This window comes from Sphingobium sp. YR768 (assembly GCF_900111125.1).
Classification (GTDB): domain Bacteria; phylum Pseudomonadota; class Alphaproteobacteria; order Sphingomonadales; family Sphingomonadaceae; genus Sphingobium.
Window position 1 is genome coordinate 106270 of record NZ_FOGE01000007.1, and the last position, 14972, is coordinate 121241.

Annotated in this window: 13 protein-coding genes and 1 pseudogene; 9 read left to right on the forward strand and 5 right to left on the reverse strand. The window is 62.2% G+C overall.

The window, feature by feature from the left end:
* The first annotated feature begins 118 nt into the window (after positions 1-118).
* The 7 genes from BMX92_RS10900 to BMX92_RS10930 all read left to right on the forward strand — a co-directional run bounded on the left by BMX92_RS10900 (position 119) and on the right by BMX92_RS10930 (position 8250).
* Positions 119-2605, forward strand: coding sequence for a TonB-dependent siderophore receptor (locus BMX92_RS10900; protein WP_093016294.1), 2487 nt, complete (start codon positions 119-121; stop codon positions 2603-2605).
* Positions 2606-2636: 31 nt separating this feature from the next.
* The gene (locus BMX92_RS10905) at positions 2637-4241 is read left to right on the forward strand and encodes a PepSY-associated TM helix domain-containing protein (protein WP_093016296.1); all 1605 of its coding nucleotides are present in this window, start codon (positions 2637-2639) and stop codon (positions 4239-4241) included.
* Entirely contained in the window at positions 4238-4555 is a 318-nt protein-coding gene (locus BMX92_RS10910; protein WP_093016432.1) for a hypothetical protein, read from the forward strand. The genes BMX92_RS10905 and BMX92_RS10910 overlap by 4 nt, the downstream gene beginning before the upstream one ends.
* Before the next feature lie 8 nt (positions 4556-4563).
* Entirely contained in the window at positions 4564-4902 is a 339-nt protein-coding gene (locus BMX92_RS10915) for a DUF3325 domain-containing protein (protein ID WP_177185002.1), read from the forward strand.
* Positions 4902-5654 (forward strand): energy transducer TonB family protein, encoded by a 753-nt coding sequence (locus tag BMX92_RS10920; RefSeq protein WP_218145760.1) that lies wholly within the window; start codon positions 4902-4904, stop codon positions 5652-5654. Before BMX92_RS10915 ends, BMX92_RS10920 begins: the two co-directional genes overlap by 1 nt.
* Before the next feature lie 196 nt (positions 5655-5850).
* A complete protein-coding gene (locus tag BMX92_RS10925; protein ID WP_093016300.1) occupies positions 5851-6432 on the forward strand; it encodes a class I SAM-dependent methyltransferase in 582 nt (193 codons plus the stop codon).
* Positions 6433-6684: 252 nt separating this feature from the next.
* On the forward strand, positions 6685-8250 hold the full coding sequence (locus tag BMX92_RS10930) for a tetratricopeptide repeat protein (RefSeq protein ID WP_143066766.1): 1566 nt from the start codon (positions 6685-6687) through the stop codon (positions 8248-8250).
* An 89-nt stretch (positions 8251-8339) separates the two neighbouring features.
* Here the strand turns inward: BMX92_RS10930 and BMX92_RS10935 are convergent, their stop codons facing one another.
* Entirely contained in the window at positions 8340-9089 is a 750-nt protein-coding gene (locus BMX92_RS10935; RefSeq protein ID WP_093016436.1) for an SDR family oxidoreductase, read from the reverse strand.
* Between the two features lie 159 nt (positions 9090-9248).
* Between BMX92_RS10935 and BMX92_RS10940 the strand changes: the two genes are divergently transcribed.
* Positions 9249-9968: an HAD-IA family hydrolase gene (locus tag BMX92_RS10940; protein WP_256213379.1), complete on the forward strand. Its 720-nt coding sequence runs from the start codon at positions 9249-9251 to the stop codon at positions 9966-9968.
* On the opposite strand, the gene BMX92_RS10945 is transcribed toward BMX92_RS10940, so the two are convergent.
* The 4 genes and pseudogenes from BMX92_RS10945 to BMX92_RS10960 form a co-directional block, all read right to left on the reverse strand.
* On the reverse strand, positions 9945-10889 hold the full coding sequence (locus BMX92_RS10945) for an AraC family transcriptional regulator (protein WP_093016306.1): 945 nt from the start codon (positions 10887-10889) through the stop codon (positions 9945-9947). The two genes, BMX92_RS10940 and BMX92_RS10945, sit on opposite strands and share 24 nt — an antisense overlap.
* A 360-nt stretch (positions 10890-11249) precedes the next feature.
* Positions 11250-11480 (reverse strand): BrnA antitoxin family protein, encoded by a 231-nt coding sequence (locus BMX92_RS10950; RefSeq protein WP_218145761.1) that lies wholly within the window; start codon positions 11478-11480, stop codon positions 11250-11252.
* The gene (locus tag BMX92_RS10955; protein ID WP_093016308.1) at positions 11467-11742 is read right to left on the reverse strand and encodes a BrnT family toxin; all 276 of its coding nucleotides are present in this window, start codon (positions 11740-11742) and stop codon (positions 11467-11469) included. Before BMX92_RS10955 ends, BMX92_RS10950 begins: the two co-directional genes overlap by 14 nt.
* Before the next feature lie 78 nt (positions 11743-11820).
* Positions 11821-12409: pseudogene (locus BMX92_RS10960) on the reverse strand (recombinase family protein).
* A gap of 362 nt (positions 12410-12771) precedes the next feature.
* On the opposite strand from BMX92_RS10960, the gene BMX92_RS10965 reads away from it, so the two are divergent.
* Complete coding sequence (locus tag BMX92_RS10965; RefSeq protein WP_093016310.1) at positions 12772-14898, forward strand: TonB-dependent siderophore receptor; 2127 nt, start codon at positions 12772-12774, stop codon at positions 14896-14898.
* The last annotated feature ends 74 nt before the right edge of the window (positions 14899-14972 follow it).

The following is a 14972-nucleotide window of genomic DNA, read 5'->3' on the forward strand; positions in this document are numbered from 1 at the left end:
ATTTACCAGTCTTTCCGAAAGACCCGCAACCCCCAGCGTCTCTTGATACAGGAACGCGATTGCAACGCATTTGCAGAAATTTCGCGTGACCTTAGGGATTTGTTTCGGGGGAAATATCGTGCGTTTCGGAAAGATTGAACGAGCCGTCGCGGCGGCGCTGCTCGCAGGCACAGCTTCTACCGTGGCCATGTCGACGGCCGCCATGGCGCAGTCCGCATCCGCGGAACGAGCGTTCGCCATTGCCGCGCAACCGCTGGCGACTGCCATCACCAGCTTCGGCCAGCAGTCGGGGCTTCAGGTGAGCGCGCCGGCCGATCTCCTGTCCGGCCGCGGGTCGAGCGGCGTCAATGGCCGCATGTCGGCCATCTCCGCGCTCGGCTGGCTGCTAGGCGGGACTGGCCTGACGTTCCGGGTCATGGGCAATACGGTGGTGCTGGAACGCGCGCCCGATGTGGCGGGAGATACGATCGCGCTCGGCCCGGTCCGGGTCGAAGGCAGCGGAAACGGCGGCGGCGCAGTCGCGGGCCTGCGCGCGTCCAGCGATCCAGTCGTAACGGAAGGGTCGCGCAGCTACGCGCCACTCGCCACCAATGTCGGCAAGGCCGCGCAAAGCCTGCGCCAGATTCCGCAATCGGTGACGGTCATCACCCGCCAGCGGCTGGAGGACCAGAACCTGGTCAGCGTCGAGGACGTGATGCTGCAAACGACTGGTGTCACGGTCGATCGCAACTGGCTGTCGTCCACCTATAACAGCCGCGGCCTGCCGATCAGCTTTGCGCGCTATGATGGCGGCGCCACCAGCTTCCGCGTGGATGGCATGTCGGACATCGACACCGCCATCTATGACAGCATCGCATTGGTGCGCGGCGCAGACGGCATGTTCGGCGCCGGGGAAGCGGGCGGCGTGCTCAACTTCTCGCGCAAGCGAGCGCTGGAAGACGCGCAGCTCAAGCTGGCGGCCTATGGCGGCAGCTGGGACAATTATCGGCTGGAAGTCGATGCGACCGGGCCGCTCACCAGCGATGGCAAAATTCGCGGGCGGGCGATCGGCGTGATCGATAATGGTCACGGCTTCCAGCGTTTCAAGCGGGATCGCCGCGCGCTCATCCATGGCCTGATCGAGGCGGACCTGACCCCCTCCACCCTGCTGGTCGCAGGCTTCACCCGGCAGGAAGACCAGAAGGACGGCTTCAACGTCTCGCTGCCGCGCTATCGCAATGGCGTCGATATCGGCCTGCCGCGCGACTTCAACATGGGCACGCCCTGGAACTCCATCACACGCGGCACCAGTGTCTTCTTCGGCCGGCTGGAACAACGGATCGGTGACGACTGGACAGTCAAGCTGACCGCCAATCATATGCGCAACCGCGACAAGACCAATGCGGCGGAAATGGAAAATGCGGTCGATCCCATCGACGGATCGGGCATCGACTGGTGGTATTTCCAGCAGGACAAGGCGACGAAGGAAACCACCGTCGATTTGAGCAGCCAGGGTGCCTTCGAAGCCTTCGGCCAGACCCACAATCTGATCCTCGGCGTGGACTATGTGCGCTACCAGCAGACCTATCAGCAGCTCTGGACCTATGTCGGCGCTGGCGACATCTTCAACCCGGTCTATCCCGTCGAACCCGACTTCCCGCCGGCCTGGAGCTATCGCAACCGCCAGACGATCGAGCGGATGGGATTATACGGGTCGCTGCGCGTCCGTCCGGTCGAAAGCCTCTCGCTCATCGGCGGCGGCCGCCTGGCATTCCGCGACAAGACCACCAACTATAACCTCATCACCAGCGTGCTGCGCAACCAGGTGAGGCAGGACAGCGTGTTCATTCCATACGCTGCGGCGATATGGGATGTGCATAAAAGCGTCAGCCTTTACGCCAGCGCGGCCGAAATCTATCAGTCGCAGGCGCAATATAATAGCGGCCCGCGCCCAGGCACGCCGCTCGATCCCGTCACGGGCCGCAACTATGAGGCCGGGGTCAAGGGTGAACTGGCCGACGGCAAGCTGACCGGTTCGCTCGCCTGGTATCGCGTGAACAAGAAGGGCGCGGCGGTGTCCGATCCCGCCAATCCGCCCATCGGCGGCAATAATTGCTGCTACATCCGCGACGGCTATATCAAGAGCCAGGGTTTCGAGGTCGAGCTGAACGGTGAGGTTTTGCCCGGCCTTCAGGTCGCCTTCGGCTACACCTACAACAATAATGTCAACAAGCGGGACAGCGACGCGCGCTATGCGGAAACCACGCCCAAGCATCTGCTGAAGCTGTGGACCGATTATAAATTCCAGGGTGAGGCGCTCAAAGGGCTTAGCATCGGCGGCGGCGTCACCGCGCAGAGCAGCAATTTCCGGTCCGGCTTCGTACAGGAACTCAACCCCGCCACTGGCCTCTATGACGGCGACTTTTATGAATATCAGTTCCGCGTGAAGGGCTATGCCATCTGGTCGGCGCGGGCCGGCTATGCGCTGGACGAGCGTTTCTCGATCAGCGCCAACCTCAACAACATTTTCGACAAGACCTATTATGTGACGATCGACGGGCCGGGCTACGGCAATCTGTACGGTGATCCACGCAACGTCACGGTCACCCTGCGAGGCCAGTTCTGATGCATCGGGCGGCGAACATGGGCGATCGGGCATGAAGGAGGGTTTCCGTCAGTCGATGGCGTGGCTGCACACCTGGACCGGACTGCTGGTCGGCTGGGTGCTGTTCTTCGTCTTCGTCACCGGCGCCTTTGGCTATGTGAACAGCGAAGTCAGCCGCTGGATGCGGCCCGAATTGCCCATGGTCGGCGCGCCGCCCGCCGCAAAGACCCTGCTGCCCGCCGCCGAAAAATGGCTGCGAGCACAGGCCGGGGATGCCGAACGCTGGTATATATTTCTGCCCGGCCGCCGCGGCGAAACCCAGCTGGAGGCGGCATGGCAGGCTTGGCCCAAAACGGGGGAGGATTATGGCGCCTACACCCGCGCCACGATCGATCCCGCCACCGGCCTGGAGGACAAGGGCCGCGTGCGCGAGACGGGCGGGGGCGACGATCTCTACGCCATGCATTATGCGTTGCGCTACATGCCCTATGACTGGGGCATTCGCATCGTCGGCGTTTGCGCCATGTTCATGCTGGTGGCGATCCTTAGCGGCATCGTCACCCACAAGAAAATCTTCAAGGACTTCTTCACCTTCCGCCCGGCCAAGGGGCAGCGAAGCTGGCTCGACGCGCATAACCTACTGAGCGTCACTTCACTGCCCTTCCATCTGATGATTACCTGGTCGGGCCTGATCTTCTTCCTCTACACCTATATGCCGGTGCCGATCGACACCCTCTATCCCGACGGACCGTCGCGGGACCGTTTCTACGAGCAGGTCTATGGTCGTGAAGACAGCGACAAGGACGTCAAGCCATTGGCCGCGACCGCGCCGATCGCGCCGATGCTGGCGCAAGCGGAACGGGCGTGGGGTGCGGGGCGCATTGCCCGGCTCACGGTTGAACATCCCGGCCGCGCCGACGCCCGCGTCGATATCGCGGCCCATACGCTGACGACGCTCAGCCGCAGCGGGCCGAAACTATCGTTCGACGGCGTGACCGGTGCGCGCCTGCCCGACGAGGGCGAGAAGAGCACCGCCACGGCCGACTTCTCGCTGGCGTTGCTGGCGGTGCATGAGGGGCATTTCGCCGGGCCAGTGCTGCGCGCGCTCTATGTGCTGTCGGGGCTGGGCGGCGCGGCGATGATCGCCACCGGGCTGCTGCTCTGGTCGACCAAGCGCAAGGCGAAGCTCGCCAAGGCGAGCAAGCTACCCTTCGGCATCCTGCTGGTCGACATATTGAACCTGGGCACGATCATCGGCCTGCCGATCGGCGTCGCGGCCTATTTCTGGGCGAACCGGCTGATCCCCGCGATGATGGAAGGGCGCGCCGCGTGGGAAATCCATGCCCTGTTCCTCACTTGGGGCGCCTGTTTCCTCTACGCCATCTGGCGGCCGGTGCCAAAGGCATGGGTGGAAATGACCGGCGCGGCGATCGCCGCTTTCGCGCTGATCCCCGTCGTCAATCTGCTCACGACGGACCGGCATCTGGGCGTTTCGCTGCCGGCGGGCGACTGGACACTCGCCGGTATCGATCTGGGCGCGATCGGCATCGCGCTGCTGTTCGCCCATATGCTCGGCATCCAGATCCGCAAACGGCGCGCCGCCGCCTCTGTCCCTGCCATAGCACGCGCCCGCCAGGTCGAGGCCGTGCCCGCATGAAGCGGCATCTTTCCCGCACCCGTGCCGTGTCGATCGACTGGCCGCTGCTGTCGCGCATCCTGGCTGCGGTCGTCGGCGGCTATGCCTTGACCAGCCTGCTGACCCTCCTTGCAACCTACGCGCTGCCGCTGCTGGGCGTGCCCATGGCGCAGGCGCTGCACGCCACGACCATGGCCAGCTTCCTTGCCTATGCCGCCATCATCATGGCCGTGTTCCATGCCGCCAGTGCGACCCGCGCATGGACGGGGCTGATGGCGGCCGCCGTTCCCACCGGAATGATCCTGTTGGCCATCCGGCTGGGAGCGGCCTCATGATCGCGTTGATGAGCGAAATATCCGCGCTGCTCGCCGGCTTTGGCGGCTTCACCGCCCTGGCCTTCGCCATGGACCGGCATCACCGCGACATGATCGGCGCGCTGCCCAAGGGTCGCAACCTGCTGATGTTCAAGGCCGGGGGATGGGCGGCGCTCAGCTTCGCCGCTGTCCCGCTCGAGGCACGGTTCGGCCTGGCGGTCGGCCTCATCTTCTGGCTTGGGATGCTGACGCTCGGCGCGCTCGGTGTCGCCGTCGCCCTGACCTATCGTCCGAGCCTGCTGCCTGCAGCGGGCCTGATCGCCCTGCCGCTATCGCTTTGTGCTGCGGCCCTTTCGGGAGTATCCTGATGCTGCGCGCTGCAAGCCGTCCCCAACCAGCCGATCTGGTCGATCCGGAAATGCCCGTCATCCTCCAGGCCGTGCCCGCATCCTCCCCCGGTGGCGGCTACCATGCGGGGCGTGCCGGGCGCGGCCTGGGCCTGTCGCTGACGATCGGTGTCCATATCCTGGCCGCTGCCCTGATGCTGGTGAAATGGCATAGCGAATATGTGAAGCAGCAGCCTGCGACGCTCAGCGTGTTCGATGTCGCGCCACCCGCAGCGCCGGCCGAAATTGTGAGCGAGGAGCCGCCGCCGCCCGAAATCATCCCGCCCCGGCCGCAGTCTGACCAACCCCAGCCCGAAACGCCCAAAGTGCAGATCCCGACGCCCGTCACCATCCCGACACCGCCCGTGCGCCCAGCGCCCCCGGTCGATCGTACCCCGCCTCTCTCCGAGATCAAGCCAGCCGCTGCCCCGCCGCCGCCCGGCAACGCCAAGCCGACCTGGGAGGGCCAGGTGCTGGGCGCGCTGAACAAGGTGCGCCGCTATCCCCGCGACGCGCTGTTCCGCAAGCAGCAGGGTGTGCCCTATATCCGTTTCGTGATGGATCGGGATGGCAAGGTGCTGAGCGTGCGGCTGGAACGGTCATCGGGCTTCGCAGCGCTCGATGCCGAAGCGGTCAGCCTGCCCAAGCGTGCGCAGCCGCTGCCCAAACCGCCGGGATCGGTAACGGGCGACACGATCGAATTGGTGGTGCCCGTCGAATTCTTCCTGCGATGAGCGTTGACCTCCTGTTCTCCAACTTTGCCGTCGCCGGGTTTCCTCATCTCGGAAGGCTCGATTCTGCGCGTTTTCGGCGGCGCGGCCGGGAACGTCCTGATTTTCGGCCAGCCTGAGGATGTTTACGAGAATATGCGCTTCTCTGACAGTTGAGCGGTTGTTACGCTGATTCTCAGCATGAGCAGGAGGCATTTTGGTGGCGACCGACCATTCCCAAGGCTGGGAAGTTGTTGCCGACAGGTTCATAGAGATCCGATCCGAGATCGGGGCAGAGCTGGTGCGGTCGTGGGCACAGGAATGTCTGGTGCCATCGTCGCCTATCGTGGATGTGGGATGCGGTTCCGGCGTTCCGATCGCGAAGGCGCTCAGCGATGAAGGGTTTGTCGTGTTCGGCATCGATGCGTCATGCTCGCTTGTCAAGGCGTTCCGTGGCAACCTTCCTGGCGTGTCCGTCGCGTGCGAGCCGGCGCAGGAAAGTGCCTTCTTCGGACGAACTTTCAAAGGTGCTGTGTCGATCGGCCTGATCTTCCTGCTTGGAGCAGACGATCAAAATACGGTGCTTGGTAAGGTGGCTAGTGCCCTCGAACCCGGTGGTCGGTTTCTTTTCAGCGCACCGCAACAAGCTTGTGAATGGCACGACACGCTGACCGGGCGCACCTCGCTCTCGCTAGGCGCCGACGCCTATGCCAGCCGTCTCAACAGGAGCGGACTTGTTTTGGTTCGTTGTCTTACCGATGACGCCGGCAACAACTACTATGACGCGGTGAAACGGCAATGACGCTATCCTGCCAGTCTTCGAACGCCGCGCAAAACGGCAGCGGCAAACACGTTGTGGCGGCGGGTTCGCCCGATTGCTGCGCCATCAGCCGGTGATCGAAACATACCTTTTCGTGGTTCGACAAATTTGGCGAACAAAAAAGGCCGACGCGTTGCCGGCCCTTAGTTAGTTAGGAGAGGTGCCGAGCCTGCCGGCGAGGATAATATTGCACCTGCGAACTTGATTCCGCAACTGCGAAATTGACGGCGACGCATGACAAAAATGGCCTGGATTGCGTGCACCGCGTCGCTGCCCCGCATAGCTGCCAGCAGAGTTGATAATCGTTCGCAACTACGGCATTCATTCGTGATGCGCCTACTGACTCACTTTTTCATATGTGCCTTGTGTGCTCTGGCGCCCTCGATAGCGTCGGCTCGCTGGATCGAGGCGCGGTCCTCGAATTTCGTCGTTTACAGCTACGGTAGCGAGGATAGCCTGCGTCGCTCCGTCCAGCTCCTTGAGGATTATGACCGGCTCCTCCGCACCCTGACTGGCACAACGGCTCCGCCATCCGCAAGCCGGCTGAAGGTATATCTGGTGAGCTCGACCGACAAATTGAACCAGGTCGAGCCGGTTCCCAGTGGGGTGCTTGCCTTCTACCGCGCGCGCGTCGGCGGCACCGCCGCATTCGCCGTGCGTGGCGACAGGCCCGGTGTGGGCGGCGAGGAAGTTATGCTGCACGAATATGCCCACCACTTCGCGACGCACTATTATCCTGCTTACTATCCGGCCTGGTATAGCGAGGGCTTCGCCGAATATCTGATGACAGCGCGGTTCACGGGCGATCGGATCGAAGTCGGTCGCTACAACGCCGGTCGCGCGATCACGCTGTTGCGCGGCACTTGGCTACCGGTGGATCGGATATTCTCCGGCCAACTCGGCGGCCTTAGCCGCGAGCAGACCGGGCAGTTCTATGCCGAAAGCTGGCTGATCGTGCATTACCTCTTCGCTGACGAAGCGCGTCGGGAGGCATTGAAGCGCTACTTCGCCGACCTTCATCGGGGCGTCGCTGAGACGCAAGCTTTTCGTACCGCTTTTGGCACCGATCACAAAGGCTTCGAAGCCGAACTGAAACGCTATATGGCGGGCCGCATCGCCTATAGCGTGATGGCGCGGCCACCCGCTGGCGACGTCGCGATAACGGTTCGGCCACTCTCGCCGGCCGCCGACGATCTGTTGCTGCCGCTGGCGGCGCTGATGATCGGCATTCCGCAGCCGGAGCGTGAAGCGGCGACCTTCGCGACGATCAAGACAGCGGCCGCACGCTATCCTGACGATCCCTATGCCCAGCGCGTGCTGGCGCGCGCCGAGATCGGCTCGGGCGATCGGGCGGCCGGAACGGCGACCATCGATCGGCTTCTGCAGAGCGCGCCGAACGATGCCGAGTTGCTTTATTTCCGGGGCCTGGGTGACTTCTACACCGGGCGGAAAAACGCAGCGGTCCGCGTCGAGAGGTTTGCTGCGGCGCGACCTTGGTTCGCCCGTGCAGCGGCGGCCGATCCGGGCTACTATACCGCGATCTACCGCCTCGCCCAAACTGCGCCGGCCAACGGTTTCCCGGTTTCAGAAGAGACTCTTGCCCAACTCACGACGGCGCATGCCCTGGCGCCGCTGGTCGGCGACATCGCCGTGGATGCGGCGACGGCGCTCATGGCGAGTCGCCAATATGCGGCCGCTGAGCAAGCCTTGATCCCGATCGCGTCCAATCCGCACGGCGGCAATGTCGAACGCGCGCGGGCGATGCTGGCGAGCATCCGTCAATCCAACCGACAGGATTGACCTCATTTACGGACGCTGCCCTTGGGGAAGCGGACCGGTACGGAAGCACCAGCCTTTCGCCCATTCCCAATGATCGAAAGACTTGGATCTCAGCAGTGGCATGCCTCAAAGAGAGCTATAGCGTCGGCCCCACCTGGAAACTGAAGCCGATCGGACGTGTCGTGGACGGCGGCCCAGACGGCCTTGGCGACATCCGTTTCCTTCGTCGTCAGCGCCGGGCTCGCAAATGTCTCGAAAATCGGTGCTGCAAAACCAGCATAAGCCGGAGGGATGAGATCCTCGACCCGCACATCGCTATTGTGGGCGAACCGCGTGGTTGGGGCATAGCCCGGTTCCACCAGTTTTGCGCGGACATCGAAGTGAGCGAGCTCATGGGCGAGCGAGCCGGTGAAGCCCTCAATGGCCTGCTTGCTGGCGGTATAGGCCGCCGCCAGTGGCATCGCGGCCAGCGCGACGCTCGACGTCACGTTGACGATGACGCCAGAACGGCGTTCGCGCATCTGAGGAATGACTGCCTGGCACATCGCCATGACGCCGAATGTGTTGGTGTCGAACACCTTGCGGATATGCGCCATCGGCGTCGCCTCGAGCGCGCCGACCACGCCGATCCCGGCATTATTGACGAGCACATCGATCGGCCCGGCAGCCGTCACGGCGGCGGCGATGCTCCCTTCGCTCGTGACGTCGAGGGGCAAGATGCGCAGGTTAGGCGATGCCGGGAAAAGCGTGGCGTCAGGGCGGCGCATGGTCGCGATGACATGCCAACCCCTGGCGAGGAAATGATGCGCCGACTCCAAGCCATAGCCTGAGGATGTGCCGGTGATCAGGATCGTCTGCATGAGAACCTCCATTAGCTTTCGGGTGCTCCCTCGATAGGCTTCAGCATGAGGACGATCCATAATCCGAAGTCCATTATTCCTTTCCAACTATCCAATTGATAAGAACGATAGTAGAAGCATTGCCCACCGGCAGTCCGCTTCAAAGAGGTACGACACCAAGTGCAGACGCCTTCGCAGACACGACCGATCGATGCCGTCCTGCTCGACATGGATGGTACGATCCTAAACTCCATCAAGGCCGCCGAGCGCATCTGGGCCGCGTGGGCGAAGCGGCACGGCATCGACGTCGAGACCTTCTTGCCGACGATCCACGGCATGCAGTCGGTTGAGACGGTTCGGCGGGCGGGTATCGCCGGTCTCGATCCGGTGACCGAAGCGGCGGCAATCACACAGGCCGAAATCGATGAGGTCGAGGGGATCGAGCAGATTGCCGGCGCGGCTGCGTTTCTCGCCGCGCTGCCGACCGCGCGATGGGGCATCGTCACCTCTGCGCCATGCGCGCTTGCCTTGCGCCGGATCGAGGCTGCGGGCTTGCCGGTTCCGCCGTTTCTGATCGCCGCCGAGGACGTCGCGCACGGGAAGCCGGAGCCCGACTGCTTCCACCTTGGCGCCGAAAGGCTCGGGACCACTGCTGACAGGTGCCTGGTAATCGAGGATTCCGCCGCCGGTATTGCTGCGGCCGTAAGCGCGGGGGCAGCGGTGCTGGTCGTTACCGCGACCCACCCCGAACCGGTGGAAACCGAGCATCCGGCGATTGTCGATTACAGCGACCTCACGCTGGAGCGCCTGCCGGACGGTGCTCTCTTGATTGGCGGGGCCTTGGGCGTCGCCTCTCCTTCGGGCGTAATGGACTGGCTACTGCAAGCCGGGCCCGTTTGATCGATCCTGGGTGGGATCGTAGACGCCGCCGAGCCGAACGAATTTTCCCGGCGGGCAGCCGAGCCGCTTGCGGAAAGCGGTACTGAAGGCGCTTGCGGATTCGTAACCGATCTCGTCGGCGATCCGGTCGAGGGATTTCGCGCTGCGTAGTAGCGCGTCTTTCGCAAGCGCCATGCGCCAGCGGGCAAGATATTCGATCGGGCCGCACCCGAGAACCGAGCCGAAGCGTGCGGCGAAAGCGGACCGCGATTGCCCCGCGATCCTGGCAAGGCTTGCCACGGTCCAGTCGGCCCGGGCATCGGCGTGCATCGCGCCGAGCACGCGCGCCAGTGCCGGATCGCGCATGCCGCGAAGAATACCAGCGCGGTCATCCCCGGGCGCGACGCCGTGCCAACGCAGGGCTTCGACCAGCAGAACCTCGAGCATGCGCTGAAGGATCATGTCCTTACCCGGTTCGTCGCCGCCGCATTCATCCATGATGAGGTCGATCACCCGGCCGAGGCGCATCGATCGCCCTTCCGAGGCGGGGATATGGATCATGTGCGGGAGCAAGGCCAGCAGGAGCGGCGCGTTGATCGCATCGATGCGGAAGGTGCCGCCAAGTGCTTCGAAATCTGCTTCGCCCTCCGGCTCGCCATGGCGGACCGCCACGTCCGTAGGATCTCGCAGTTCGCAGGCGATGCCCGAATGACTGCTCAAGGTGAAGGCCGGGGTCGATGGCAGGAGAAGAAAGGCGCCCTTCTCCAGCTTCCACGGCTCCTCGGCTTCAAAGGCGATCCAGCAGGCCCCCTTCAAGATGATCGTGAAGCCAGGGGCGTCATGGGCAGCATAGCGGACGCCCCACCGCCCCCGCCCGTTGATGGGCTTGGAAATGGCTGTGTTGGGCCGGAGCAAGGCTATGACATCGCTGAGAGGGTCCAAGCGGGACGATCCGTAATCATTATGGCGGAAGCGTTTCTACCTCGTCCGGTCTCCGCCGTCCATCTGAGTAGATGCAGCCTCCATCCAGATCGCTTCTCAAGCTTTGGCCGAACCGACTCGCATCACCATCCCGGTTGCCCTTTGCAGCATCGGCCGAACGGCGAAATTGGGAGAGCCGATCTACAGCCGCCGGAGCGGCAATGGAGCGATACGCTCCCCGCACCATAAGTTCGACAATCACATGATTCCGTCAGGCTAACTATCTATATTGTCTGGAATGTTCTGTACTCTTGGCAGTCGCGAGCGTCTCCCGCCTCGGGATGGCGGCGCATCTCGGTCTGAGTGCTGGCCGCGAAGTTGCTAGATTTGCCCCGACGCCACGAGCTTCCCCAAGAGGGCATTGACGCGCGTTTGCCAGCCTGGGCCGCTCCCACGCAAATGCTCGACCGTCTTCGCATCCAGGCGGATTTTCACCTCTACCTTGGGGGCGTCGAGCTTCGGGCGACCCCGCCGGGACGGCTTCATTCCGGCCATGAACGCCGCATCCATCGGCGGGTTGTCGTCGTGAATCTTCGGATCAAACTTGGCCATAATAAAACCTCGCTTCATGCTTCTCCGCCGGACGCAGGCTGATGGCGCGAACCGCATCGTCGTGAGAGCCGTCGGTGAAAGCCAGCACATGCAGGCGATCACCGATCAACCCTATGGCAACGAAACGGACCTCTCCATAATCGAAGCGGTCGTCCTCGCGTTCAAAGGCCGTGTCCCAATCGAACCCTTCCGCAGCCTGCAAGGATATGCCATGTTTGGCGATATTCCTCTCGTCCTTGGCCGGGTCGAACTCGATCTCCATATCAATTTCGTACACCCATTAAATCGGTCGCGCAATAATTTTCGTGCACCCTAAAAAGATCGACATGAGCGCGCGACATTACACGTCCGCCTTTGGCGCTGCCCACCCTGTTCGAGCTAAGGTGTCCGCAAGGGTCGATCGCGGCACATTGAATGTGCGGCTGATCGACGATTTGCTCGCGCCCCCCCGCGAGGGCGGCTGTTATCTGTTCAAGCTTCTCCGCATCGATCTTGGGCGGACGGCCACCGCGACGGCCACGCCGTCTGGCGGCGGCGAGACCTGCCATGATGCGCTCGCGTGTCAGCGCCCGCTCATATTGGGCGAGCGCGCCGAAAAGCGAGAACAGAAGTTCGCCGTGCGGGGTTCCCGTGTCCATCTGCTCGGTAAGCGAACGGAACGAGACGCCGCGCTCTCGCAGATCGGTCAGTATCGAGAGCAAATGCGGCAAGGAGCGGCCGAGCCGGTCTAGCTTCCAAACAACGAGGGTATCGCCAGTCTTCAGATATTCCAGGCAGGCTCTCAGGTTCACGCGATCCTCGCGAGCACCGGACGCCTTGTCGGAAAAGAGATGCCGGCTATCGACGCCGGCAGCGATCAGCGCATCGCGCTGAAGATCGACCGATTGGCGATCGTCGGTGGAAGAGACGCGCATGTAACCAATGAGCATGTCGGAAAACCCCTAATACCATGTTGTCGGACAGCCCAACTTTCCGGCAGTGTTTTTCGGACGCTATGGGTTTGGGGTGCGTAGCTGATACGCTCGGTTTTCCTGGCTCCGCCTGCTAGCGGCTTGAATTGGTGGCCGGGGGCATCATGACCCGACGCTTATCGTGTGATTATCAGGTGCGCGCTGCATCCCTTCCCAGGATGCCAAGGATTGGTCGATTGAGACGCCGCTAGCGGATAGGTCAGGCCCAGACCGCAAGGCCTGCTACCGAAATTTCCTCCCTGATGATTGACATCAGTACGGTAAAAGACAATTGGCGCCGGTATTGATAATCATTATCACTTCTGCGGAGGGTATGTTCTATGGTGATGCTATGGCAGCGCGACGATGCGTTCGATGGCCGCGAAGGCCAGAGGCTCTGTCGCGGCGTTTCGGTTGCCGCTCTCATTCTTGCGGGAATTTCAGCAACCGCCGCGCGGGCGGAAGAAACCGACGACAAGGACGAGATCATCGTTACCGGCCTGCTCCAAAGCGACTATGAAATCGGTACCCAAGGGATCACCACGCGCCTGCCCCTCTCATTGCGGGAGACCCCGCAGGCCGTCACGGTTATCACCCGCGCGCAGATCGAGGATTTTAACCTCGATACCGTTGATAACGTTCTGCGCCGTGCCACCGGCGTCAACGTCGAAAGTTCTGAGACGGATCGCACCTACTATAATGCGCGCGGCTTCGACATCGTCAATTTCCAGTTCGACGGCATCGGCCAACCGCTCGCCTACAGCCTGCAGACCGGTCAAATCGATACGGCATTGTTCGACCGTGTAGAGGTCGTGCGTGGCGCCGCCGGCTTGCTGTCCCAGACCGGCAATCCTTCAGCGGCGGTCAATTTCGTGCGCAAGCGCCCCGGCCGTGAACTGGGCGGCTATGCGAGCCTGAGCTATGGCTCCTACGATCAGGTACGTGGTGATGTGGACATCAATACACCACTTACGGAAAGCGGTAGCGTCCGCACACGCTTTGTCGGCGCTTACGAAAGCGGTGATTCCTACCTCGATTATTATCACGTCTCGCGCCTGACGCTATATGGTGCTGCCGCCGTCGACCTTGGCCCCGATACCGTCGCGACCGTGGGTTATTCCTGGCAGGAAAGCGATCCACGCGGCGTGACCTGGGGGGCGTTGCCTTTCGTCTATTCGGACGGGTCGCCCGTAACCTATGCTCGTTCAACGAGTTCGGCGCAGCCCTGGACGCGTTGGGACACTGTCGATCGCAACCTGTTCGGCGACATCGCTCATGATTTCGGTAATGGCTGGAATGCCAAGGTCTCGGTCTTACGTCGTGCCCGCGATCAGGATGCTAAGCTGTTCTACGTCTATGGCGCTCAGGATCCGGAAACGGGCGACGGGCTATATTCCTATCCCGGAGCCTATCTCGATAAACAGCGTGAAACGACGCTGGATGCGCATGTGACCGGCAAACTTCAGGTTGCAGGCCGTGAGCACGATATCATGTTCGGCGTAAATTATGGTGAGGCGCGGATCATTGAGCAAGAAGCCGTCGATGCCAGCGCGATCGGCGTGGCGCTCACCGGCAACAGCGCTTTCGCGGGAAGTTTCCCCTATCCGGATTGGGCCGATTACACAGTCCGGGCCGATTTCACGACAAAGATCACCAGCGCCTATGGCCTTGCCCGTCTTTCGCTGGCTGATCCGCTCAAATTGATGCTGGGCGGCAACGTTACTCACGCCAAGCGCGATGGCACGTCGTACAGCACGCCTTATTCGTTCGACCGGACCAAGTTTCTTCCCTTTGCGGGACTGACGTTCGACCTGACGGGTAATATCACCGCCTATGCCAGCTACGCGACGATTTTCAGCCCGCAGGTCTATCTGACCGCTGACGGTTCGATCATCGATCCGCTTGAAGGCGAGACTTACGAAGCTGGTATCAAGGGTGAATGGAATGATGGGAAGCTCACTGCTGCCATCGCTGTATTCAAGACCGAGCAGGACAACGTCGCGGAATCCATCGGTTTCGACAGCACTCTGGGCGCCACCCTGTATCAGGCTGTCGACGCCAAATCCCAAGGCGTCGAAGTTGATGTCGCGGGGCAGCCGTTGCCGGGGCTGCAATTGTCAGGTGGTTACGCCTACGTCGATGTCGAAGACACCGACGGCAACGATACACGCACCTTCATCCCGCGCCATACGTTGCGCCTGAGTGCGGTTTATTCTCCACCAAAGCTGGAAGCACTACGTTTCGGTGCCTCGGCTCGTTTTCAAAGCCGCATCCACAACGATTATATTGAGCAGAAGGGCTATGCTGTCGTCGACCTCATGGCGCGCTACCAACTGACCAAGAACATCTCCATCGCGGCAAATGTCGATAATGTCACCAATGTAAAGTACTGGTCCAGCCTTCAATGGGACCAGGCGCTTTACGGCGCGCCTCGGACGGTTCGCGGAACACTGGGCTTCAGTTTCTGACGAACCCCGGAACGCCGTGCGCTCCTCACTAGATTGCTGGAGTTTGGTGAGACGCCGGCACATGAAGTTGCAGC

Coding starts and splice junctions, on each gene's coding strand:
- BMX92_RS10905 (WP_093016296.1), top strand. CDS start 2,637: ATGAAGGAGGGTTTCCGTCAGTCGATGGCGTGGCTGCACACCTGGACC.
- BMX92_RS10910 (WP_093016432.1), top strand. CDS start 4,238: ATGAAGCGGCATCTTTCCCGCACCCGTGCCGTGTCGATCGACTGGCCG.
- BMX92_RS10915 (WP_177185002.1), top strand. CDS start 4,564: ATGAGCGAAATATCCGCGCTGCTCGCCGGCTTTGGCGGCTTCACCGCC.
- BMX92_RS10920 (WP_218145760.1), top strand. CDS start 4,902: ATGCTGCGCGCTGCAAGCCGTCCCCAACCAGCCGATCTGGTCGATCCG.
- BMX92_RS10930 (WP_143066766.1), top strand. CDS start 6,685: ATGACAAAAATGGCCTGGATTGCGTGCACCGCGTCGCTGCCCCGCATA.
- BMX92_RS10935 (WP_093016436.1), bottom strand. CDS start 9,089: ATGCAGACGATCCTGATCACCGGCACATCCTCAGGCTATGGCTTGGAG.
- BMX92_RS10950 (WP_218145761.1), bottom strand. CDS start 11,480: ATGGCCAAGTTTGATCCGAAGATTCACGACGACAACCCGCCGATGGAT.
- BMX92_RS10955 (WP_093016308.1), bottom strand. CDS start 11,742: ATGGAGATCGAGTTCGACCCGGCCAAGGACGAGAGGAATATCGCCAAA.
- BMX92_RS10965 (WP_093016310.1), top strand. CDS start 12,772: ATGGTGATGCTATGGCAGCGCGACGATGCGTTCGATGGCCGCGAAGGC.